Source organism: Amycolatopsis sp. NPDC058278 (assembly GCF_042881395.1).
Lineage (GTDB): Bacteria > Actinomycetota > Actinomycetes > Mycobacteriales > Pseudonocardiaceae > Amycolatopsis.
This window is the reverse complement of record NZ_JBHVXZ010000109.1, coordinates 1-22361: the sequence shown is the minus strand read 5'-3', so window position 1 is coordinate 22361 and position 22361 is coordinate 1. Positions and strand designations below refer to the sequence as shown.

Annotated in this window: 24 protein-coding genes; 19 read left to right on the top strand and 5 right to left on the bottom strand. The window is 73.3% G+C overall.

The features are described 5' to 3' along the window. Positions 1-4 precede the first annotated feature (4 nt). Positions 5-466 carry a response regulator gene (locus tag ACFVYA_RS38500; protein ID WP_387052088.1) on the bottom strand — a complete coding sequence of 154 codons (462 nt, stop codon included), beginning with the start codon at positions 464-466 and terminating at the stop codon, positions 5-7. A 142-nt stretch (positions 467-608) separates the two neighbouring features. Next, a complete protein-coding gene (locus ACFVYA_RS38495) occupies positions 609-1871 on the bottom strand; it encodes a sulfite oxidase (RefSeq protein WP_387052087.1) in 1263 nt (420 codons plus the stop codon). 155 nt (positions 1872-2026) lie between these two features. Between ACFVYA_RS38495 and ACFVYA_RS38490 the strand changes: the two genes are divergently transcribed. The 3 genes from ACFVYA_RS38490 to ACFVYA_RS38480 all read left to right on the top strand — a co-directional run bounded on the left by ACFVYA_RS38490 (position 2027) and on the right by ACFVYA_RS38480 (position 5186). Further along, positions 2027-2515 carry a beta-class carbonic anhydrase gene (locus ACFVYA_RS38490; protein WP_387052086.1) on the top strand — a complete coding sequence of 163 codons (489 nt, stop codon included), beginning with the start codon at positions 2027-2029 and terminating at the stop codon, positions 2513-2515. 113 nt (positions 2516-2628) lie between these two features. Next, the gene (locus tag ACFVYA_RS38485; RefSeq protein ID WP_387052085.1) at positions 2629-3834 is read left to right on the top strand and encodes an LLM class flavin-dependent oxidoreductase; all 1206 of its coding nucleotides are present in this window, start codon (positions 2629-2631) and stop codon (positions 3832-3834) included. A gap of 11 nt (positions 3835-3845) precedes the next feature. Beyond that, positions 3846-5186, top strand: a complete 1341-nt coding sequence (locus tag ACFVYA_RS38480) for an NtaA/DmoA family FMN-dependent monooxygenase (RefSeq protein ID WP_387052084.1) — start codon at positions 3846-3848, stop codon at positions 5184-5186. A 30-nt stretch (positions 5187-5216) separates the two neighbouring features. Here ACFVYA_RS38480 and ACFVYA_RS38475 read toward each other — a convergent pair whose 3' ends face one another. Further along, positions 5217-5597 (bottom strand): winged helix-turn-helix transcriptional regulator, encoded by a 381-nt coding sequence (locus ACFVYA_RS38475; protein ID WP_387052083.1) that lies wholly within the window; start codon positions 5595-5597, stop codon positions 5217-5219. Between the two features lie 98 nt (positions 5598-5695). Between ACFVYA_RS38475 and ACFVYA_RS38470 the strand changes: the two genes are divergently transcribed. Beyond that, complete coding sequence (locus ACFVYA_RS38470; protein ID WP_387052082.1) at positions 5696-6535, top strand: alpha/beta fold hydrolase; 840 nt, start codon at positions 5696-5698, stop codon at positions 6533-6535. A 100-nt stretch (positions 6536-6635) separates the two neighbouring features. Here the strand turns inward: ACFVYA_RS38470 and ACFVYA_RS38465 are convergent, their stop codons facing one another. Continuing rightward, positions 6636-7484, bottom strand: coding sequence for a LysR family transcriptional regulator (locus tag ACFVYA_RS38465; RefSeq protein ID WP_387052081.1), 849 nt, complete (start codon positions 7482-7484; stop codon positions 6636-6638). Between the two features lie 90 nt (positions 7485-7574). Here ACFVYA_RS38465 and ACFVYA_RS38460 point away from each other — a divergent pair, with 90 nt between their 5' ends. Further along, positions 7575-8414: a TIGR03620 family F420-dependent LLM class oxidoreductase gene (locus ACFVYA_RS38460; RefSeq protein ID WP_387052080.1), complete on the top strand. Its 840-nt coding sequence runs from the start codon at positions 7575-7577 to the stop codon at positions 8412-8414. On the opposite strand, the gene ACFVYA_RS38455 is transcribed toward ACFVYA_RS38460, so the two are convergent. Further along, positions 8401-9552: an acyl-CoA dehydrogenase family protein gene (locus ACFVYA_RS38455; protein ID WP_387052079.1), complete on the bottom strand. Its 1152-nt coding sequence runs from the start codon at positions 9550-9552 to the stop codon at positions 8401-8403. The two genes, ACFVYA_RS38460 and ACFVYA_RS38455, sit on opposite strands and share 14 nt — an antisense overlap. 163 nt (positions 9553-9715) lie before the next feature. Here ACFVYA_RS38455 and ACFVYA_RS38450 point away from each other — a divergent pair, with 163 nt between their 5' ends. The 14 genes from ACFVYA_RS38450 to ACFVYA_RS38385 all read left to right on the top strand — a co-directional run bounded on the left by ACFVYA_RS38450 (position 9716) and on the right by ACFVYA_RS38385 (position 22255). Beyond that, complete coding sequence (locus tag ACFVYA_RS38450; protein ID WP_387052078.1) at positions 9716-10825, top strand: LLM class flavin-dependent oxidoreductase; 1110 nt, start codon at positions 9716-9718, stop codon at positions 10823-10825. Then, entirely contained in the window at positions 10822-11499 is a 678-nt protein-coding gene (locus ACFVYA_RS38445) for an alpha/beta hydrolase (RefSeq protein WP_387052077.1), read from the top strand. Before ACFVYA_RS38450 ends, ACFVYA_RS38445 begins: the two co-directional genes overlap by 4 nt. 8 nt (positions 11500-11507) lie before the next feature. Continuing rightward, positions 11508-11930: an RrF2 family transcriptional regulator gene (locus ACFVYA_RS38440; RefSeq protein WP_387052076.1), complete on the top strand. Its 423-nt coding sequence runs from the start codon at positions 11508-11510 to the stop codon at positions 11928-11930. Positions 11931-11941: 11 nt separating this feature from the next. Beyond that, entirely contained in the window at positions 11942-12370 is a 429-nt protein-coding gene (locus ACFVYA_RS38435; protein WP_285990785.1) for a cupin domain-containing protein, read from the top strand. A 3-nt stretch (positions 12371-12373) separates the two neighbouring features. Further along, entirely contained in the window at positions 12374-13054 is a 681-nt protein-coding gene (locus ACFVYA_RS38430; protein ID WP_387052075.1) for a DsbA family protein, read from the top strand. A 152-nt stretch (positions 13055-13206) separates the two neighbouring features. Next, positions 13207-14175, top strand: coding sequence for an ABC transporter substrate-binding protein (locus tag ACFVYA_RS38425; protein WP_387052074.1), 969 nt, complete (start codon positions 13207-13209; stop codon positions 14173-14175). Then, on the top strand, positions 14172-14978 hold the full coding sequence (locus tag ACFVYA_RS38420) for an ABC transporter permease subunit (RefSeq protein WP_387052073.1): 807 nt from the start codon (positions 14172-14174) through the stop codon (positions 14976-14978). The genes ACFVYA_RS38425 and ACFVYA_RS38420 overlap by 4 nt, the downstream gene beginning before the upstream one ends. Positions 14979-14986: 8 nt before the next feature. Then, a complete protein-coding gene (locus ACFVYA_RS38415; RefSeq protein ID WP_387052072.1) occupies positions 14987-15955 on the top strand; it encodes an ABC transporter substrate-binding protein in 969 nt (322 codons plus the stop codon). Beyond that, positions 15952-16650, top strand: a complete 699-nt coding sequence (locus ACFVYA_RS38410) for an ABC transporter ATP-binding protein (protein ID WP_387052071.1) — start codon at positions 15952-15954, stop codon at positions 16648-16650. Before ACFVYA_RS38415 ends, ACFVYA_RS38410 begins: the two co-directional genes overlap by 4 nt. After that, the gene (locus ACFVYA_RS38405; protein WP_387052070.1) at positions 16647-18134 is read left to right on the top strand and encodes an FAD-binding protein; all 1488 of its coding nucleotides are present in this window, start codon (positions 16647-16649) and stop codon (positions 18132-18134) included. The genes ACFVYA_RS38410 and ACFVYA_RS38405 overlap by 4 nt, the downstream gene beginning before the upstream one ends. Next, on the top strand, positions 18131-18484 hold the full coding sequence (locus ACFVYA_RS38400) for a 4Fe-4S binding protein (RefSeq protein ID WP_387052069.1): 354 nt from the start codon (positions 18131-18133) through the stop codon (positions 18482-18484). Before ACFVYA_RS38405 ends, ACFVYA_RS38400 begins: the two co-directional genes overlap by 4 nt. Beyond that, the gene (locus ACFVYA_RS38395) at positions 18481-19539 is read left to right on the top strand and encodes an LLM class flavin-dependent oxidoreductase (protein ID WP_387052068.1); all 1059 of its coding nucleotides are present in this window, start codon (positions 18481-18483) and stop codon (positions 19537-19539) included. Before ACFVYA_RS38400 ends, ACFVYA_RS38395 begins: the two co-directional genes overlap by 4 nt. Beyond that, entirely contained in the window at positions 19536-21764 is a 2229-nt protein-coding gene (locus ACFVYA_RS38390) for a molybdopterin-dependent oxidoreductase (protein ID WP_387052067.1), read from the top strand. The genes ACFVYA_RS38395 and ACFVYA_RS38390 overlap by 4 nt, the downstream gene beginning before the upstream one ends. Next, positions 21764-22255 carry a flavin reductase family protein gene (locus ACFVYA_RS38385; RefSeq protein WP_387052066.1) on the top strand — a complete coding sequence of 164 codons (492 nt, stop codon included), beginning with the start codon at positions 21764-21766 and terminating at the stop codon, positions 22253-22255. Before ACFVYA_RS38390 ends, ACFVYA_RS38385 begins: the two co-directional genes overlap by 1 nt. Positions 22256-22361: the final 106 nt, after the last annotated feature.

Genomic DNA, 22361 nt, shown 5'->3' with positions numbered 1-22361 from the left:
ACCTTCAGCCCGTGTGGTCAGCGAATCGACGACTTCCGCCACGGCGGCGCAAGCCGAGGTGCAGCGAGCCGTGGACGATGGTCTCGCCGGCCACCGTCGTCTCCCCGGCCGGGCGGCGGACCCGGCGCATCACCGCGCCGATCACGGCGACCAGCTCGCGCGCCCGGACCGGTGCGGACACGTAGTCGTCCAGCCCCGCCTGCAGGCCCAGCACCCGGTCCAGCTCGGAATCGCGGCCGGACAGGCCGATGATCGGCACCTGGCTGCGGGCACGCAGCCGGCGGCAGAACTCCAGGCCGTCGAGGTCGGGCAGATCCAGGGCCAGCAACACCAGGTCGGCCCGGACGGGCGTGGCGAGCAGCGCGGCCCCGCTGTCCACGACGCCCACTTCGAAGCCGTGACCGCGAAGCTCGTGACCCAGGTCCGCGGCGGTCACCGGCGCCGCCCCCACCAGCAGCAAGTGCACGTGCCCCCTTCACAACGAAGCTCGACAGGCCGCACCGGGCTCGCAGGCAAGGCGGTCGCCGCTGACCGCCCGAGTCACCGCGATCGTTCGAGGCCGGCCCGGTGAGGGCCGCAACCGCAGGAGCGCCCGCACCGTCCCCGGGTCACGCCGGGCTCACCGTGACCGGGTGGCGGACGATCGCGCCGAACAGGTACCCCTGCGTGTTGTAGGGCGCGACCTCCGGCTGCCGCACACCGGTGACATCGGTCGCACGCGCTCGCAGCGTGTACGCCCCGGCTGTACGCGGCCGCCACGGGAACTCCCACTGCAGCCAGCCACGGTCGAGGGCGGGGCCGATCGGCTTGGCGGGCGCCCAGGTGGCGCCGTCCACGCTCACCTCAACCCGCCGGATCCGGCCGTGGCCCGACCAGGACCGGCCGCGCAGCACGTGCCGCCGCCCGGCCGCCAGCGTCGCCCCCCGTTCCAGTTCGAACGCGCTCTTCACCACCTGCTCGGTGACCGGCGTGCCCTCGGCCGGGTAGTCCGGGCCCAGCAGCCGGTAGTACTGCGTGTTCCACGGCGACACCAGCGGCGTCGCCGACACCTCGATCCGGCCCAGCCACTTGATCGACGAGATCCCGGCCCACGACGGCACCACCAGCCGCACCGGGAACCCGTGGTCCGGCGGCAGCGGCTCGCCGTTCATCTCGTAGGCCAGCAGGACGTCCTGCAGCGCCTTGCCCACCGGCAGCGGCCGCCGCACCTTGCCGAGGTTCACCCCGCCGGTGGCGTAGTCCGGGTCGAGCCCCTCCGGCAGCACGTCCACCGCGTCGCGGGTCAGCCCGGCGCGGGCGAGCACCGTCGCCAGCCGGACACCGCGCCAGCGCGCGACCCCGACCGCGCCCAGCTTCCACGCGGTCCCGGTGACGGTCTGGCCCTGCTGGCCGGTGAAGAAGCTCCGGCCGTTGCCGGCGCATTCGATGAACGCGGTGATCGTCTCGGACGGCAGCTCACGCAGGTCCCGGTAGGTCAGCTCGACCGGGTTCGCAGCCGTCGGCGAGCCGCGCAGTCCGGAGCCGAACAGTCGCAGCCGCCAGGTGGCGGCGTCGAGCACCGGGGTCGACGTGTGGTCGCGGACGAAGAACCGGTCGACCGGGGTGAGGTAACCCTGCCCGCTCATGGCTTCCCAGCGCGTCTCGGCGTTGCTGCCGTAGACGTCGAACCACTCCGGTGGCAGGGGCTTGACGATCGGGCCCGCGGCCGACGCCGGGGCGGACGCCGTGCCGGTCGCGGCCAGCGCGAGACCACCGGCCGCCGTCAGCCTCAGCAGAGCGCGCCGGTTCAGCCCCGGCAGGCGCGCGTTCCCCGCCCGCCACTGCGCGAGCCGCACGCGGTCGTAGCCGGCCTCGTCGTTCAACGCTGTCATGCGGGCATTCTCGGGCCGCGGTTCGCGGCGGGCCAGTACGTCCACGGAGCGGAACAAGGGTCCTCAATGGACAGTTTCCCAGGTCGTGGGCACGGTTGCGCACCACCGCGTAGGCGCGTCCACTCGGTCCACCCCACTACGCGGAAGGGACCACCATGTCGGTCACCGACGAGCTCCTGGCCAACAACGCCGCATACGCCGCGAACTTCACCGGGCCGCTGCCGCTGCCGCCGGCCAAGCACGTCGCCGTGCTCGCCTGCATGGACGCCCGCATCAACGTCTACGGCGTCCTCGGTCTCAACGAAGGCGAGGCTCACGTGATCCGCAACGCCGGCGGCGTCGTCACCGAGGACGAGATCCGCTCGCTCGCGATCAGCCAGCGCCTGCTCGGCACCGAGGAGATCATCCTCATCCACCACACCGACTGCGGCATGCTCACCTTCACCGACGACGGCTTCAAGAAGTCCATCCAGGAGGACGTCGGGGTCAAACCCGCCTGGGCCGCGGAAGCCTTCACCGATCTCGACGAGGACGTGCGCCAGTCGATCGCGCGGATCCGGAACAGCCCGTTCATCCCGAAGAAGGAGTCCGTGCGGGGCTTCGTCTTCGACGTCGCCACCGGGAAGCTGCACGAAGTGAAGTGACCCGCGGTTTATTCCCGGCGTTCCCCGCTCGTCCCAGCAGTTGGCCGGTCGCGCCCGAGGCGCGGAATCCGGAGCACACTGCGGACGGGGGCCGAGGAGAAGGGAACGCCGGGATGGCAGCAGGAACCGGACCGCGGATCGCCGTCGCGCTGGACGGGGCGGGGTGGCACCCCGCCGCCTGGCGGGAACCCGGCGCACGGCCACGCGAGCTGCTCACCGCCGGGTACTGGGCCGACCTGGTCCGCGAGGCCGAGGCGGGCAAGCTGGACTTCGTCACCATCGAAGACTCCCTGGCCCTGCAGACCGTGAACTACCTCGACCGGCCGGGCGAGCGGACCGACATCGTCCAGGGCCGGCTCGACGCGGTCCTGATCGCCGCCCGCGTCGCCCCGCTCACCTCCCGCATCGGGCTCGTGCCGACCGCGGTCGTCACGCACACCGAGCCGTTCCACCTGTCCAAGGCGATCGCCACGCTCGACTACGTCAGCACCGGCCGGGCCGGGGTCCGCGTGCAGGTGGCCGGGCGCGCCGCCGACAACCGGCACTTCGGCCGCCGTGAGTTCGGCGAATTCCGGCTCGAGGACTCCGCCGAGCCGGGCCGGCCCAGCCCCCTGGCCGACCTCTTCGACGAGGCCGCGGACTACGTCGAGGTGCTGCGCCGGCTGTGGGACTCCTGGGAGGACGACGCCGAGATCCGCGACGTGGCCACCGGCCGGTTCGTCGACCGCGAGAAGCTGCACTACATCGACTTCGAAGGCCGCTGGTTCTCCGTCAAGGGCCCGTCGATCACGCCGCGGCCGCCGCAGGGCCAGCCGCCGGTCACCGCGCTGGCCCACGCCGCCATCCCGTACCGGCTCGCCGCCCGTTCCGCCGACGTCGTCTACGTGACGCCGTTCGACCGCGAGCAAGCCACGACGATCGTCGCCGCCGTCCGGGACGAGCAAGCGCGGGCCGGGCGCGGCGACGAGACGCTGCACGTGTTCGCCGACGTCGTCGTGTTCCTCGGCGAGACGGAACAGGCCGCCGCCGGCCGCAAGGCCCGGCTCGACGACCTGTCGGGCGCGGAATACTCGTCCGACGCGTACACCTTCACCGGCACCCCGGCCGGCCTCGCCGACCTGCTGCTCGACTGGCAGGCCGCCGGGCTCTCCGGCTTCCGGCTGCGGCCGGGCACGATCCCGCACGACCTGACCGCGATCACCCGCGGCCTGGTCCCCGAGCTGCGGTCCCGCGGCGCCTTCCGCACCGAGTACGAGGCGAGCACCCTGCGCGGGCTGCTCGGTCTCGCCCGCCCCGCCAACCGCTACGCCGCCGTCTGAGGAGGACCGAGATGACCCGGAAGCAGATCCACCTCGCGGCGCACTTCCCCGGCGTCAACAACACGACCGTGTGGAGCGACCCCGAAGCCGGCAGCCACATCGAGTTCAGCTCCTTCGTCAAGCTCGCGCAGACCGCCGAGCGCGCGAAGTTCGACTTCTTCTTCCTGGCCGAAGGCCTGCGGCTGCGCGAGCAGAACGGGCAGATCTACGACCTGGACGTCGTCGGCCGCCCGGACACCTTCACCGTGCTCTCCGCCCTGGCCGCCGTCACGGAGCGGCTCGGACTGGCCGGCACGATCAACTCGACGTTCAACGAGCCCTTCGAGGTGGCCCGCCAGTTCGCCTCGCTCGACCACCTTTCCGCCGGGCGCGCCGCCTGGAACGTCGTCACGTCGTGGGACGCCTTCACCGGCGAGAACTTCCGCCGCGGCGGGTTCCTCCCGCAGGACCAGCGCTACGAGCGCGCCGAAACGTTCCTGCGCACCGCCTGGGAACTGTTCGATTCCTGGCGGGGTGACGAGATCCCCGCCGACGCCGGGACCGGCGTGTTCCTGCGTGATCCGGAGGCGGGCGCGTTCGCCCACCACGACGCCCACTTCGACATCGAAGGCCGGTTCCCGGTACCGCGCAGCCCCCAGGGCCGTCCGGTGATCATCCAGGCCGGCGACTCCGACGAGGGCCGGGAGTTCGCCGCGGCCACCGCCGACGCGATCTTCAGCCGCTACGGCACCCTCGAAGCGGGCCAGGCGTTCTACACCGACGTGAAGGGCCGCCTGGCGAAGTACGGCCGGACCCCGGAGCAGCTGGTGATCCTGCCCGCGGCGACGTTCGTGCTCGGCGACACCGACGCCGACGCCGACGAGCGCGCCCACGTCGTGCGGCGGCAGCAGGTCAGCGGGCAGACCGCGATCAAGTTCCTCGAACAGGTCTGGAACACCGACCTGTCCGGCCACGACCCCGAAGGGCCCCTGCCGTCGACGGATCCGGTGGTCGACGGGTCCACGATCGCCCCCGGCCGCGCGAGCGTCCGCATGTACCGCGATCCCGTCGCCACGGCCCGCGAGTGGCGGCAGCTCGCCGAGGCGAAGAACCTGTCCACCCGCGACCTGATCATCGAGGTGACGGGCCGGCAGACGTTCATCGGCTCGCCCGCGACGGTGGCGGCGGCGATCGACGACCTCGTCCAGGCCGACGCCAGCGACGGCTTCATCCTCGTCCCGCACGTCACCCCCGGCGGGCTCGACGAATTCGCCGACACGGTGGTGCCGTTGCTGCAGGAGCGCGGCTCCTTCCGGACCGAATACACCGGCACCACCCTGCGCGACCACCTGGGGATCGACGCGCCCGGGTGACAGCGTCCTTTTCGGACAGTGTGCCGGCGGTCAGTCGTGCGCCGCGGCGTTGGCCCGGTCGATCGCCGGCATGTTCTCCTCCGCCCAGGTGCGCAGGGCGGCGAGCGGCACCTCGAGGGAGTGGCCCAGGCCGGTGAGGCGGTAGTGCACCTTCGGCGGAACCGCCGGCTCCACCCGGCGCTCGACCAGGCCGTCGCGGGCGAGGCTCTGCAGGGTCACCGACAGCATCTTCTGCGAGACGCCCGGCATCCGGCGTTGCAGTTCCGCGAACCGCACCTCGTCCGGGCCGGCCTCGGCCAGCACCTTGACCACCATGGACGTCCATTTCGTGCCGATCCGGTCGAGCAGCTTGCGGGTGGGGCAGGCGGGGTCGAAGAGGTCGCCGCGCGTGCCCTTCGGGGAGGGGGTCACCTGGAGCTCACCACCTTTCCGCAAAGTGCCGTCTTGGCCAGGCCGAGACGGTTACCTAACCTCATCTGGTAACCAATGGTAACCACTGAGGAGGCACCGTGTGCGAGCAGCGGGTCACGGCGAACGGCATCGACATCAACGTGGCCGTCACCGGGCAGGGGCCCGCGTTCCTGCTGTTGCACGGCTTCCCGCACACCTGGCGGCTGTGGACCGCCGTCATCCCGCAGCTGGCCCGGCACCACCGCGTCATCGCCCCGGACCTGCGTGGTCTCGGCGCGACCACCCGCACCGCCGACGGCTATGACGCCGCAACCCTCGCAGCCGACGCCGAAGCGCTCCTCGACGCCCTGGACGAACCGGCGGCGACGGTCGTCGGCATCGACGCGGGCGCTCCGCCCGCCTTCCTGCTCGCCATGCGGCGTCCGGACCGGGTGCGCCGGCTCGTCCTCATGGAATCACTGCTCGGACGCCTGCCGGGAGCCGAAGACTTCCTCGCCGGCGGGCCGCCGTGGTGGTTCGGGTTCCACGCCGTCCCCGGCCTCGCCGAGACGGTCCTCGCCGGTCACGAGGCCGACTACATCGGCTGGTTCCTCGACGCCGGCACCCGCGGCCGCGGCGTGCCACCGGCGATCCGGAGTCATTTCATCACGGCGTACACCGGGCGCGAAGCCCTGCGGAGCGCCTTCGGCCACTACCGGGCCATGCCCGAAAGCGCGGCACAGATCGCGGACGCCACCGCGTCCGGCCGGCTCACCGTGCCCACCGCGGCGATCGGCGCCCACCCGGTGGGCGACGCTCTCGCGCGCCAGCTGCACCCGGTGACCGAAGACCTCACGGCCCACCTCATCGAGGACTGCGGGCACATCATCCCGCTGGACCGCCCCGATGCCCTCGTGCCCCTGCTGACGAGCGCCGCGTCGGCCGGGGCCTCGAGGTGACAGAGGTGCGGGCCGCGGGCCGTCGAATCGTTCGAGGGATCAGCGCCGGGTGGCCCTGGTCCGAGCTCTCCTTGTGCGGGCGCCCGGCCGGGGTCCGGCGTCAGTCACCGAAGGCCGCCTGGTGGGCCGCGGTGCACGGGGACGGCAGGTCGTCCGGGATGACGACGCTGCCGGTGATCGTCGTCCGGGGTTCGAGCGGGATGGCCCGCACCCGGGTGGAGCGGAGCTCGGCCACCTGATCGGCCGGCAGCACCGTCCAGCTGCGCGGATCGGAGCCGACCTCGATGATCGTGTCCCCGGCCGTGCCCGCGCGGTGCCCCGGGCGCACCGGGGCTCCGGCCTCCCGCAGCGCGGTGACCACGGACGGGTCGTGGTCCTGAGCCGTCCGGAACGGACCGCCGGCCAGTTCGGCCACGCCGACGGCCGGGTGACCGGCGACGGCGTGCCGTACGGAGACGACCGCGAACAGGGCCTCCGTCCACGCCGGCAGCACCCGCAGCCCCGGCGCCGCCCGCACGCCCCGCGCCAGCGCCAGGTCGAGCTCCCCCTGCCGCAGGGCGTTCAGGCGCGCGGGCAACGGCAGGTCGACGAGCACGACGTCGAACGCCGGGGCCTGCTCGCGCAACGCGTCGATCCCGCGTTCCAGGCGCGCGGCGAACTGGCCGGTGCCGGTGCCGATGCGCATCACGCCCACCCGCGGGCTGGCCGCGACCCGGACCCGGTCGGCGGCCGCGAGGGCCGCACGCGCCGCGTCGAGCACCCGGAGCCCGGCCACGGTGAGCCGGACCCGCCGCGGCGAGCGGTCGAACAGCCGGACCCCCAGTTCGCGCTCCAGCCGCGCGATCTGCCTGCTGACCGCGGGCTGGGCGATGTGCAGCCGGTCGGCGGCCCGGCCGAAGTGCAGCTCGTCGGCGACCGTGACGAAGTACCGCAACGCCCGTAGTTCCACCGGCCCTCCCCTGCGACGATGCCATCAGGTTATCGCTGCGCGTGCCCCCTGGCCCTGGTTCGCGGCGAACCGCCGTGCTGGAGTCGGGGCATGACCATCGATCTCGGCCTGCTCGGCGCCCATCTGCGCGAGCACGAAGTGAACCCGGCAGCCGCGGCGGAAGTCGAGCGGGCCGGTTACGGCACCCTCTGGCTGGACGCCTCACCGCCGGCCGACCTGGCCCTCGCGGAGAAGCTGCTCGACGCGACCACCCGGCTGACCGTCGGCACCAGCGTGGTGAACGCCTGGACCGCCGACGCGGGCACCGTCGCCGCCTCCTACCACCGGATCGAAGCCCGGCACCCCGGCCGGTTCCTGCTCGGCGTCGGCATCGGGCACCGCGAAGTGCACGCCGGATACGCCGCGCCGTACGACACCCTGCTGTCCTATTTGGACCAGCTCGGTCGGGCGGGCGTCCCGGGCGGCCGGGTGGTGGTGGCCGCACTCGGGCCGAGAATGCTGCGCCTGGCCCGCGACCGCACCGCCGGCACCGTTCCCGGCATGGTCACCCCCGAGCACACCCGGCGGGCGCGCTCGATCCTCGGCGCGGGCAAACTCCTGCTGCCCGGGCACTTCGCCCTCGTCGAGCCGGACACCGGGCGAGCCCGCGCGATCGCCCGGTCCGCACCACCCGGAACGGCGCTGGCCGTCACCAACTACGCGAACAACCTCCGGCGGCTCGGCTACACCGACGACGACCTCGCCGATGCGGGCAGCGACCGCCTCATCGACGCGCTCGTCGCCCACGGCGACCCGGCCACGGTCGCGGCCGGGCTGCTGGCCCACCGGGACGCGGGCGCCGACCACGTCGGCGTCCACCCCCTCGGCGACGACCCGATCGCCACCCTCCTCGCGGTCGCCGAAGCGGTGCGCGCGGTCAAAGCCGGGTGATCAGGATCGAGCGGCCCAGCCCGGTCAGCACGGCGTCGTCCTGCGGGGTGTGGACGCGGCTGCACAGCACGTCGCGGTAGTGCCGCTGCAACGGGTTGGCCCGCGTCAGCCCCGGGTTCCCGGCGAGCGCGACGGCCTGCTCGACCGCCTCGACGAGCAACCGCGTCGCGAGCACCTTCGCGACGCCCGCGTGCGCCGTGGCGCCGGGCTCCCCTTCGTCCACCCGGCGGGCGAGTCCGAAGAGGACTTCCTCGGCACCGGTGATCCGCGCGGCGATCTCCCCTACCCCGGTCTGGAACCTCGGCAGGGTGGCCAGCGGCTTGCCGAGCCCGCTGGGGACGCGCTCCCGGAGGAATCCCGTGAGCCAGTCCAGCGCGTTGCGCGCCACACCCAGGTAGAGCGCGGGCAGCGCCAAGGCGAACGCCGGCACCGGCGGGCGCTGCGTGTCCGGTGTGGACAGTCCGGCGGTGGCGCCGTCGGGCACCGGGACGTCGGTGAACACGACGTCGTGACTGGCGCTGGCCCGCAGGCCGAGGTGGTCCCAGGTCGGTTCGATCCCGATCCCGGGTGCGTCGGCCCGCACCAGGAACCCGCCGACGCGCGGGTCGGGTTCGTCGGTGCGGGCCCAGACGACCATCCAGCGCAGGCCCACCGAGCCGGTCGAGTAGATCTTGCGGCCGGACAGGCGCCACCCGTCCGCGGTCCGGCGCGCGATCGTCGCGGGCAGACCGCCGCGGGTCGGCGAGCCCAGTTCCGGCTCCACGCGCAGCGCGTTGATCAGCACCGGCCGCTCGCCCGCCTCCGCGAGCACCTCCCGGTACACCCCGTCCGGCCAAGCCGGGTCCGAACCTTGTGCCGCGTGGACGAACAACGTCATCGCCGTCACCAGGGCCACCGACGGGTCGCCGCGGCCCAGCTCCGCCAGCAGCCGGGCGGTGTCGAGCACCCCGGCGCCCGGACCGCCGTAGCGCGGGTGCACGGTCGTGGTCAGCAAACCCGCGGCGTGCACCAGTTCGACACCCTCGTGCGGGAACGTCCCTTCGCGGTCGTGCTCGCCGGCTCGCGCGGCCAGCCCGGCGACGATCGACGGCAACGCGGCGAGGTCGGGTGGCGGCACGGTGGCGACGGTCGTGGTCACGAAGTCCTCCCGGAAGGGTCGGCGAGCGGGCCGACGATAAGCCGCCCGGATCGGGGGAAGCCAGCGACGTCCACCAAATGGACACCCGCAGCTGCCCAATTGACACCGCACCCTCCGTGCCGTTCCCTGGCAGGGCGTTCTTCTTGCGGCGAAAGGAAAGCAGATGCCCGTCGAGTTCGTCGGCATGATCGGCACCCAGGACGCGAGCGAGACCCGGCCGGCCAGAGGACCGGTCGTCGACCCCGCCTACGTCCGCCGGTTCGCCCGGGCGCACGAGGACGGTGGCTTCGACCGCGTGCTCATCGGCTACGGCGCGGGCTGGCCGGAGGGCCAGCAGGTGGCGGCCTACGCGGCCGCGCACACCGAGCGCCTCGGCTTGCTCGTCGCCCACCGGCCCGGGTTCGTCGCGCCGACGCTGGCCGCGCGCGCGTTCGCCACCCTCGACCACTTCAGCGGCGGCCGCGTCGCGGTGCACACCATCACCGGCGGCAGCGACGTCGAGCAGGCCCGCGACGGCGACTACCTGGCCAAGGACGAGCGCTACGAGCGCACGGACGAGTACCTGGAGATCCTCAAGCGTGCCTGGACTTCCGGCACCGCGTTCTCCCACCACGGCAAGCACTACCGGCTCGACGACTACACCCCGCGGGTGCGCCCGCTGCAGAACCCGCGGATCCCGCTGTACTTCGGCGGTTCTTCGCCGGCGGCCTACCGCGTCGGTGGCAAGCACGCCGACGTCTTCGCGCTCTGGGGCGAACCGCTGAAGGAAACGGCGGAGCAGATCGCGTCCGTCCGGGCGGCGGCGAAGGCGGCCGGGCGGCTCACCCCGCCCCGCATCAGCGTGTCCTTCCGGCCCATCCTCGGCCCCACCGGGGAACTGGCGTGGGAACGGGCCGAGCGGATCCTCGACAAGATCACCGCGTCCGGGGCCGCGAAGGCAGCCCGCGAATGGCGTGACGGCGGCGCGCCCACCAACGCCGGCAGCGTCCGGCTGCTGGCCGCGGCGGCGAAGGCCGACCGGCACGACCGTGCACTGTGGACTCCCCTGGCCACGGCGACCGGCGCCGCGGGCAACTCCACCGCCCTGGTCGGCACGCCGGAGACGGTGGCTCAGGCCTTGCTGGACTACGTCGACATCGGCGTCACCACGCTGCTCATCCGCGGCTACGACCCGCTCGACGACGCGATCGACTACGGCAGGCACCTGCTCCCGCTGGTCCGGTCCGAGCTGGCCCGCCGCGAACGGCAGCCCGCCGCGGCAGCCGCCGTATGACCCGCGCGCCCACCGCGACGGCCCGCTGGGCCCCGGCCGAAGGCGTGCCCGTGCGCGGCACGGTCGTGCTGCTGCCGGGCCGGGGCGAGCACCCCGGGCTCTACTCCCGGCTCGGCACCCGGCTGGCCTTCGACGGCTACCGGGTCGTCGCCGTGCCCACCGGGGAGGACGTCGCGGGCGAGCTCCGCGCGGGCCCGCTCCCCGTGGTCCTGCTCGGCAGCGACACCGGCGCCATCAACGCGCTCACCCTCGCCGCTCAGCTGCCGGTGCACGCGGTCGTGGCGGCCGGGCTGCCGCTGTCGGCCGACGCCACGCCGGACCGCTCGTGGGACGCCGAACTCGACGCGCGGACGGCGTGTCCGGTCCACCGCGACCTGCTCGAAGGCGACACCCGGCTGCGCCGGGGCGCCCTGCTCGCCGAGCCCGCCGGCCTCCCGGCGGTGCTCCCGCGCACCCCGGCGCTCGTCCTGCACGGGAGTGCGGACCGGGTCGCGGACCCGAAGGCCGCGCGCGCCTTCGCCGAGATGCTCCCCGCGGGCCGGTTCGCGCTGGTCGAGGGCGGCCGGCACGACGTGCTGAACGATGTCGCCCACCGCAGCGTGGCGGCCGAGATCGTCCAGTTCCTGGAGTGGCTGCGCGCCGGGACGCGCGGACCGGTCCTGGTCCGGGGATGATGGCGGGTATGCGCATCTCGGCCAGGGCGGATTACGCGATCAGGGTGCTGCTGGAGCTCGCCGCGGACACCACGCGGCCGATCACCTGCGAAGCCGTCGCGTCCACCCAGGACATCCCGGCCCGGTTCATCAAGGCGGTCATCCGGGACCTGCGCCAAGCCGGGCTGGTCCGGAGCCAGCGCGGCTGCGAGGGCGGCTACTGGCTGGCCAAGGCCGCCGGCGACGTCACCGTGCGGGACGCGGTCGTGGCGGTCGACGGCGAGTTCCTCTCCGTCCGCGGCGAGCCCCGGCCCGCACTGGCCTACCACGGCACCGCGGCCGGCCTGACGCCGTTCTGGTCGGACGTCGAAGCCGGGCTGGACGCGATCCTGCGCGCGACGACGATCGCCGACCTCCTCACCGGCGCGGCCCCGGCCCGCGTCGCCACCTGAAGGGACTTTCCGTGAGCGACCTCTGGCACCAGCCGCTGCGGCACATCCGCGGCGCGGACCTGACCGGCGACACCAACCAGACGACCGGGATGAAGCGCCTCGAAGCGATCTCCGGCAAGACCGTCGGCTCGTCCAAGGTCTGGATGGGCGAGACGCACGTCGCGCCGGTCACCAACTCCGGCGACCACCACCACGGTGAGGCCGAGACGGCGATCTACGTCAAGTCCGGCCACCCGGTGTTCGTCTTCGCCGACGGCGAAGACGAGGTCCGGATCGAGACCGGGCCCGGCGACTACATCTTCGTGCCGCCGTACGTGCCGCACCGCGAGGAGAACCCGACCGACGAAGAGGCCGTCGTGATCATCGCGCGCAGCAGCCAGGAAGGAATCGTGGTCAACCTGCCGAGCCTCTGGTCCCCGGTCGACGTGCCCGAGGACTGAGCCGTGCCGCTCGAAGTCGTCGAGTACACCGACCCCGCCTGCCCGTGGGCGTGGGGGTCGGAGCCGAAGTTCCGCCTGCTGCGGGCGGAGCTGCCGGAGGCCCGGTGGCGCCGGGTGTTCGGCATCCTCTTCGACGACGACGAGGACCCGGCACCCGACCCGGCCGCCGAGGCCGCCTGGTACGCGAAGTTCATCGACGGCGTCAGCGAGCACACCGGCGCCCCGAAGCCGCCCCACCTGGCCTGGGTGGCGAAGTCGAGCTGGCCGGCTTGCCTGGCCGCGAAAGCCGCCGAGGCACAGGGGGAAGCCATCGCCGAGCTCGTGCTGACCCGGCTGCGCGAGACGACGTTCGTGCACGGCACCCCGGCCGACGACACCGAGCGCGTGCTCGCCGCCGTCGAGGGCGTGCCGGGCCTCGACGTCCCCGCCTTGCGCGCGGCCATGGCGAGCGCCGAAATCCGCCAGGCCGTCCGCGACGACTGGCGTGAGACGCGCAACCCGTGCCCGGAAGTCCTCGACATCACCGCGCCCGGACCGCACAGCGGCCGCGCGAAGCACCTCGAACACCACGTCCGCTACGCCCTGCCGACATTGACCTTCAGCGGTCCCGGCGGCCGGTTCGTCGTGCCCGGCTGGCGCCCGCTGCGCGAGTACTTCGCCGCCGCGCGCGCCGCGACCGGGTGAAAGTCCACTGTGGATCGCTCCCGGCTCGTGGGAAGCACGGCGCGGACATTGACTCTTCCCGGCCGCAAGGGAAAATAGACACACGCCGGTGACCATTTAGCCCGGCGCCGCCACCGAATCTCCGCGGCCCGACACCGCATTGGGAGTTCCGCATGCCCTCGAAACCCCGGCTCGCCCTGCTCGTGGCCGCGCTGCTCGGCCTCACCACGCCCACCGCGTGCGGTTCGTCCACATCGGACGCTTCCGGCGAGGTGGTGTTGCGCGTGGGCGACCAGACCGGTGCCACGCAGTCCCGGCTCAAGGCCGCCGGGCTGCTCGGAAACCTGCCGTACAAGATCGAGTGGTCGCAGTTCGCCGCCGCGGTGAACCTGCACGAGGCCCTGCGTGCCGACGCGATCGACATCGGCGGCGCCAACGACTCCCCCACGGTGACCGCGATCGCCGGCGGCTCCAAGATCAAGGTCGCCGCGGCCTGGAGCAACGGCGGCAAGGGCACCTACCTCCTGGTGCCGAAGGACAGTCCCGCCCGCACCCTCGCCGACCTCAAGGGCAAGCGGATCTCCCCCACCACCCGCGGCAGCGTCGCCCACTACCTGGTGATCGGCGCGCTCAAGCAGGCCGGGCTGTCGGACAAGGACGTCACGCTGAACTTCCTCGCCCCCTCGGAGGCGAACGGCGCGTTCTCGACCGGCAACATCGACGCCTGGGCCACCTGGAGCGTCTACGCCGCCCGCGCCCGCGGCGAACTCGGCGCGCGGGTGCTCTCCGACGGCGCGGGCATCAACTCCGGGCTGAACGTGCTGTCGGCCACCGACAAGGCACTGGGCGACCCCCGCAAACGCACCGCGATCCAGGACTTCGCGAGCCGCGTGGACAAGAGCTACGCCTGGTCGAAGGACAACCCGGACGCCTTCGACAAGTGGTACGCCGGGTTCGCGCACCAGCCCGTGGAAATCGCCGCCCAGGTCCGGCCGGACGAGACGAACTACCAGCGCATCCCGGTCGACGCCGCGCTCGCCACCCAGCTGCAGAAGACCTACGACACCTGGGTGCAGCAAGGTCTGTTCCCCGGCGGCAAGAAGCTGACCGAGTACCTCGACTCCGGACTCGATCCCCGGTGACGCGCGCCCTCGACCGGCCGGCCGCCGCCGGGATCCGGTTCCCGTACCGGGCCGTCTCCTGGCTGGCACCGGTGGCCGTGCTCGCGCTCTGGGAACTCTTCGCGCGGACCGGGATCCTGCCGAAGCAGGTGCTGCCGGCGCCGAGCAGCGTGCTGGCCAAGGCCGGTGCCCTGATCGCCGACGGCGAACTGCCCTCGAACCTGCTCGCCAGCCTCCAGCGGTCGGCCACCGGGTTCGCCATCGGCGCGAGCCTCGGCCTCGCGCTGGGCCTGCTGGTCGGACTGTCCGAAGTGGCCGAATCCCTGCTCGACCGCAGCATCCAGATGGTGCGCGCCGTACCGTTCCTGGCGATCCTGCCGCTGGTCATCGTCTGGTTCGGGATCGGCGAAGCCGGGAAGATCTTCCTGATCGCGCTCGGCACCGCCGTCCCGCTCTACTTGACCACCGTGCTCGGCATCCGCCAGATCGACCCGAAGCTGCTGGAGATGACCGACGTCGCCGGCCTCGGCCGCGCCGCGCAGATCCGCTGGGTCGTGGTGCCCGGTGCGCTGCCGTCCATCCTCGGCGGGCTGCGGCTGTCCCTCACCGCCGCTTGGCTCGCTCTCGTCATCGCCGAGACCCTCGGCGCGGACGCGGGCCTCGGGTTCATGGCCACCAACGCCCGCGAATTCCTGCAGACCGACGTGATCGTGCTCGTCGTGCTCATCTACGCCGTGATCGGGATCCTCTGCGACCTCGTCACCCGCCTGCTCGAACGCCGCCTGCTGCGCTGGCACCCCACCTACGCACGCCTGACCGCCTGAGGACCGCCATGACACTCTCCCGCCGCACGTTCCTGACCGCAGCCGGGCTCACCGCCCTCGCCGCCTCGCTCGCCGCCTGCGCCACCGGCTCGGCCGGCGGTGCCACCCAGGGCAAGGTCCGGCTGACCTACAGCACGATCTCCGTCCCGAAGGCCCGGGGTGTGCTCGAAAAAACGCTCAAGGACCAGGGCATCGCCGTCGAGTGGGTCGGGCCGTTCCCCAACCACGCGCCGACCCTGCAGGCCGTCGTCGGCGGCACGGCCGACTTCAGCTTCGGCGGCAGCACGACCCCCGCCGACCAGGCGATCCTGTCGGGCGCCGACCTGGTCTACGTCGCCTGGGCGGCGTCGACCCCGCGGACCACCGCCATCGTCGCGGGCGCGCACACCGGGATCGAGAAGGTGACCGACCTGGCGGGTAGGACCGTCGCGGTGAACAAGGCCGGGCTCGGCGAGTTCCTGCTGGTCGCCGCGCTGGAGAAGTACCACGTGCCCCGCGACTCGGTGAAGATCACCTACCTCAACCCGCCCGAGGCGTCCGCGGCGTTCGGTGCCGGGAAGATCGACGCCTGGGCCATCTGGCAGGGCTTCCGCGAGATCGCCGAGGTCCAGTACGGTGCCAAGCCCATCTTCGTCGACGGCGACGAACTGGACTTCCAGATCGACTTCACCAGCTACCTCGTCCGCCGCGACTACGCCGAGCAGAACGCCGACACCATCCGCAAGGTGATCGCGGCGTTCCAGGCCGACTACGACTGGCAGAACCAGCACTACAAGGAAGCGCTCGACATCGGCAACGCCGTCTCCCACTACCCGCAACCCGTCCTGGACAAGATGGCGGCCAAGAACGTCCAGACGAAGCTGGCGCTGATCGACGACGACGGGATCGCCCAGCTGCAGCGTGGCGCGGACTGGCTGACCCAGCGGAAGATCCTCAGCGGCCCGATCACCGTCGCCGACCACTCGGCGAAGCTGTGAGCACCGCCGTGCGCGTGCGCGCGCTGACCAAGAGCTTCGGGCCCCGAACCGTCCTGAGTGGACTCGACCTGGACATAGCGCCCGGCGAGTTCGTCGCGCTCATCGGCGAAAGCGGCTGCGGCAAGACGACGTTGCTGCGCCTGCTCGCCGGGCTCGACACCCCTGACGACGGCGAGCTGGCCGCACCGGCCGAGCGGATGGTCGTGTTCCAGGAACACCGCCTGCTGCCGTGGCGGCGGGTGTGGCAGAACGTCGCCATCGGCCTGCCCCGCGAAGCCGCCGCCCGCGCGTTGACCGAAGTCGGACTGGCCGGACACCTCGACGCCTGGCCGGTCACGCTGTCCGGCGGCGAGGCCCAGCGTGTCGCGCTCGCCCGGGCGCTCGTCCGCGAACCCCGGCTGCTGCTGCTCGACGAGCCGTTCGCCGCCCTGGACGCGCTGACCCGGATCAAGATGCATGCCCTGGTCCGGCAGCTCGTCGACGCGCACCGCCCGGCCGTCCTGCTCGTCACCCACGACGTCGACGAGGCGATCCTGCTCGCCGACCGCGTGGTCGCGATGCGGTCCGGGCGGCTCGCCGCCGAGCACCGCGTGGTCTTCGACGGCGAGCGCAGCCGACGCAACCCGGGGTTCGAGGAGCTGCGGCACCGGCTGCTGGCCGAACTCGGGGTCGCCGAGCCGGCGGAGTCCCGATGAGCGGTGATCTCGACCTGAGCGCCGGCGCGCTCGTCGTCGGCGGTGGCCTCGCGGCGACCTGGACCGCTCTGGCCGCGGCCCAGGCCGGCGGGGACGTCGTGCTCGTGGACAAGGGCTACTGCGGCACCAGCGGCGTCACCGCCACGGCCGGGGTCACGCACTGGTTCATCGAACCGGAAGACCACGAGCGCGCGGTGGCCGAGCGGCACGCGCACGCGGGCGGGCTCGCCGACCCCGAACAGGCGCTGCGGGTGCTGCGCACGACGTGGGAGCGGCTGCCCACGTTGGACCGGTACTACCCGTTCCCGGTCCGCGACGGGCAGCCCGACCGGACGAACAACGTGCGCGGCCCGGAGTACCTGCGGGCGATGCGCGGGCTCGTCCACCGCGCCGGCGTCCGGATCCTCGACCACCACCCCGCGCTCGAGCTGCTGCTGCGCCCGGACGGCTCGGTCGGTGGCGCGGCCGGCGTCCGGCGGCAGGCGGGCGGGAACTGGCGGGTGCGGGCGGGCGCGGTCGTGCTGGCCACCGGCGGCACGGCGTTCCGGTCCCACCTGCTCGGCTCGCGCGGCAACACCGGCGACGGCCACCTCATGGCCGCCGAGGCCGGCGCACAGCTGTCGGGCATGGAGTTCTCGAACTACTACACCCTCGCTCCGGCGTACTCGACGATGGCGCGGTCGATGACGTACTTGTTCGGCACCTACACCGACGCCGGCGGCCACGAGATCGCGCTGCCGCCCGGGCCGGACCGCAACCGCGTCCTCGGGGCGGCGATGCTGCGCGGCCCGGTGTTCACGACGCTCGACCGGGCGCCGGACTGGGTGCGCCGCACGATGCCCGTGGTGCAGCCCAACTTCCTGCTGCCGTTCACCCGCCGCGGGATCGACCCCTACACCCAGCCGTTCGAGGTCACCTTGCTCGGCGAGGGCACCATCCGGGGCGTCGGCGGGCTCGTCACCGGGCCGGACTACGCCACCGGCGTGCCCGGCCTGTTCGCCGCGGGTGACGTCGCCAGCCGGGTGCCGGTCGTCGGCGCGATCTCCGGCGGCGGCTCACCCAACTCCGCGTGGGCGGTCTCGTCGGGCACCTGGGCCGGGCGCTCGGCGGTCCGGTACGCGCGCGGTGCCGCCGCGGCCCCGCTCCGTCCGGCCGGACGGGCCGGGATCCGGCCGAGCGGACGCCGGGGCGCGGTGGACACGACCGCCGTGGTCGACGTCGTCCGGGAGGAGCTGAACGCCTACGACAAGAACATGTTCCGCGACGAGACCGGTCTCCGTGCCTCTTTGTCCACATTGGATTCCCTGTGGACGGACGTCGAGGCGGGCCTGACCGGCACCGGCCGCGACGCCGTGACGGCGCGCGAAACGGCGTCGCTGGTCGCCATGGGCCGCTGGGTCAAGACCGCCGCCCTGCGCCGGCGCGAAACCCTCGGCATGCACTGGCGCACCGACGACCCCGTCTGGCAGGAGGCCGCGGCGTGATCGAACTCGTCCTCGCCGACCGCTGCATCGCCTGCGACAAGTGCGTGCGGGTGTGCCCCAGCGACGTCTTCGACGCCGTCCCGGACGCAGCCCCGGTCATCGCCCGCCAGAGCGACTGCCAGACGTGCTTCCTGTGCGAGCTGTACTGCCCGGTCGACGCGCTGTTCGTCGATCCGGACTGCCGCACGCCGGTCGCCGTCGACGAAGCCGCCGTCCGGGCCTCGGACTGGCCCGCGCAGTACCGGCGCGACTCCGGCTGGGGCCGGGCGCGCCGCACCCACGCCAACGAAAGCTGGCGGATGAGCGACATCTTCGCCGCCGCCCGCACCCTGGGACAGGAGACCCCGTGACGCTCGAATTCATCGGTTACGCCGCCGGCCGCCAGGCCAGCGAGATCGTCGCGCCGGAGGGCCCGGTCATCCAGCCGGGCTACCTGCGCGAGGTCGCCCGCACACACGAGGAAGCCGGGTTCGACCGGGTGCTGATCGCCCAGTCGGCGAGCAGCCCGGACGGGTTCGTGCTCGCCGGCCAGGTCCTCGCCGCCACCGAGCGGCTCGGCGTCCTGCTCGCCCACCGTCCCGGCTTCGTCGCGCCCACCCAGCTGGCCCGCAAGTTCGCCACGCTCGACGCGTTCCACCCCGGCCGGATCGCCCTGCACGTCATCACCGGCGGCGACGACGCCGACCAGGCCCGCGACGGCGACTTCACCGACAAGCCCACCCGCTACCGCCGCACCGGCGACTTCCTGTCCGTGGTGCGGCGGACCTGGGACTCGGCGGAGCCGTTCGACCACGAGGGCGAGTTCTACCGGGTCCGCGGCGCCCTCTCCGACATCCGGCCCGAGCGGCCCATCCCGGTCTACTTCGGCGGCGCCTCCGCCGACGCGATCCGGGTCGGGGCGAAGCACGCCGACGTCTACGCCTTCTGGGGTGAGCCCCTGGCGGGGATCGCCGAGCGCATCGACCAGGTTCGTGCCGCCGCGGCCGGCCGGGACCTCGCGTTCAGCGTCAGCCTGCGGCCCATCCCCGCGGCGACCGAGGCCGAGGCCTGGGAGCGGGCGCGGGACATCCTGCGGCTCACCGAGGACCGCGCCGGCGAGTTCAAGGGCCGCCGTGGCTCGAGCGAAGCGGTCGGCTCGCGGCGGCTCCTGGAGGCCGCGGCGACCGGGGACGTGGTCGACGAACGCTTGTGGACGGCGGTGGCGAAGACGACCGGCGCGACGGGCAACTCCACCGCGCTGGTCGGCAGCTACGAGCAGGTCGCGGACTCGCTGCTCGACTACGTCCGGCTCGGCGTCGGCACCCTGCTGATCCGCGGGTTCTCGCCGCTGGCCGACGCCCGCGACTACGGCACCCTGGTCAAGCTGGCCCGGGAGAAGGCCGACGCCGTTACCGTCGGGGCATGAAGCCGAGCACATCGCACTGGGGCGCCTTCTCCGCCGAGGTCGACGCCGAAGGGCGGCTGCGGGTCGAGCCGCACCCGGCCGACCCGGCGCCGTCACCCCTGCTGGGCAACCTGGCCGCCGCGCTGGACCACCCGAGCCGGGTGGCCCGCCCGGCGGTCCGCCGCGGCTGGCTGGACAACGGCCCGGGCCCGGATGCCCGGCGCGGCCGCGACGAGTTCGTCGAGGTTCCCTGGGACGACGTCCTCGACCGGCTGGCGGCCGAACTGGACCGCGTCCGGACCGAACACGGCAACCAGGCGATCTTCGGCGGCTCCTACGGCTGGGCGAGCGCCGGGCGGTTCCACCACGCCCAAAGCCAGCTGCACCGGTTCCTGAACACGATCGGCGGCTTCACGGCGTCGCGGAACACCTACAGCAACGGGACGTCGTCGGTGCTGCTGCCCCACGTCGTCGGCGACACGCACGCCGTGCTGCGGCAGGCATCGACGTGGCCGACGATCGCCGAGCACACCGAACTGATCGTCGCGTTCGGCGGCGTGCCGGAGAAGAACGTGTTCGTCACGCCCGGCGGTGTCACGGTCCACGGAACGCCCGGGCACCTCGCGCGGTTCGGCGGCCGGGTCGCGCTCATCAGCCCGCTGCGCGACGATCTGCCGTCCACTGTGGACTCGACGTGGTATCCGGTCAAGCCCGCCACCGACACCGCGCTGATGCTGGCGCTGGCCCACACGCTCGTCACGGAAGGCCGCCACGACCGCGCGTTCCTCGACCGCTACTGCGTCGGCTACCCCGAGTTCGAGCGCTACCTCCTGGACACCGGCACGGACGCGGCGTGGGCGGGCGAGATCACCGGCATCCCGGCCGCCGACATCGTCGCGCTCGCCCGCGAGATGGCCGCGCACCGGACACTGATCACCGTCACCTGGTCACTGCAGCGCGCCGAACACGGCGAACAGCCGGTCTGGGCGGGCATCGCGCTGGCGGCGATGCTGGGGCAGATCGGGCTCCCCGGCGGCGGCTTCGGCCACGGCTACGGCTCCATGGGCGACGTCGGCGACACCGGCCCCGAGCTGCGCGTGCCGGCACTGCCCCAGGGCGTCAACCCGGTGGCCGAGTTCATCCCGGTGGCCCGGATCGCGGACCTGCTGCTGCACCCGGGCGAGACCTACGACTACGACGGCGAAGCCCGCCGCTACCCGGACACCCGGCTCGTCTACTGGGCGGGCGGCAACCCGTTCCACCACCACCAGGACCTCAACCGCCTGCGCCGGGCGTTCACCCGTCCGGACACCGTCGTCGTCCACGAACCGCACTGGACCGCCACCGCCCGCCACGCCGACATCGTCCTGCCCGCCACGACCGCGCTGGAACGGGAAGACCTCGGCTCCGGCCGCCGGGACACGCACGTGATCGCCATGCACCGGATCGCCCCGCCCGCGGGCGACGCACGGGACGACTACGCGATCTTCGCCGCGCTGGCCGCCCGGCTCGGCGTTTCCGCCGCCTTCACCGAGGGCCGGACGGCCCGGCAGTGGCTGGAACACCTCTACGGCGGCTGGCGTGCCACTCCCTCGTTCGCGGAGTTCTGGGCCGCCGGGGAACTGCGGCTGCCCCCCGGCCGGGAACACCACACGCTGTTCGCGGACTTCCGCGCGGACCCGCACGCCCACCCGCTGAAGACGCCCAGCGGCCGCATCGAGATCACGTCGTCGACCATCGCGGGTTTCGGTTACGCCGACTGCCCCGGCCACCCGGTCTGGCTGCCCCCGACCGAAACCGGGCCGTTGTGGCTGATCGCGAACCAGCCGCACACCCGCCTGCACAGCCAGCTCGACGCCGGCGACGTCAGCCGCGCGGGCAAGGTGGCCGGCCGCGAGCGGATCCGCCTCAACCCGGCCGACGCGGCCGCCCGCGGCATCGCGACCGGCGACGTCGTCCGGGTGTTCAACGCCCGCGGCGCCTGCCTGGCGGGCGCGGTCCTGGACGACGCCCTCCGCCCCGGCGTGGTCCAGCTCCCCACCGGCGCGTGGTTCGACCCGGTCGACGGCCACCCCACCGGGCCCCTGTGCGCCCACGGGAACCCGAACGTCCTGACCGCCGACATCCCGTCGTCGCGGCTGTCCCAAGGCTGCGCCGGCCAGCACGCGGCCGTCGACGTCGAACGCTTCGCCGAGCCCGCCCCACCCGTTCGGGCCCTGCATCCCCCGCTTCGGAAAGGACGCTGATGATCGACCTCCAGTCCGTGACGTCCGAGAGCCACCTGCGCGAAGCTTTCGGCTGCTTCCCCTCCGGCGTCACGGCGGTGTGCGCCCTCGTCGAGGGCGTGCCGCGCGGAATGGCCGCCAGCTCGTTCACGTCGGTTTCGCTGGCACCGCCGTTGGTGTCGCTGTGCATCCAGCGGACATCGTCGACGTGGCCGCTCCTGCGCGACCGGCCCCGGCTGGGCCTCAGCGTCCTCGCCGAAGGCCAGGACGATGCCTGCCTCCGCCTGTCGTCCCGTCGCGGCGACCGCTTCCGCGACGTCGAGTGGGAGCCCGGCCCGGACGACAGCGTCTTCATCAGCGGGGCGAGTGCGTGGCTGGAGTGTTCCCTGCACGACGAGGTCCCGGCCGGTGACCACCTGATCGCCCTTCTGGAGATCCACCGCCTGCGAACGGCCGAAACCCCGCCACTGGTCTTCCACGGCAGCCGCTTCCGCCGGCTCGCCGCCGCCTGAAGTCCCGGCAGGGGTTCGGCCGGATCGGCGGCCGCCTCTCCCCCGCCTCGTCGGCGGCCATCCGGGCCGTCAGCGGCCCACCGCCGGGTCCGGCGGTGGGCCGCTC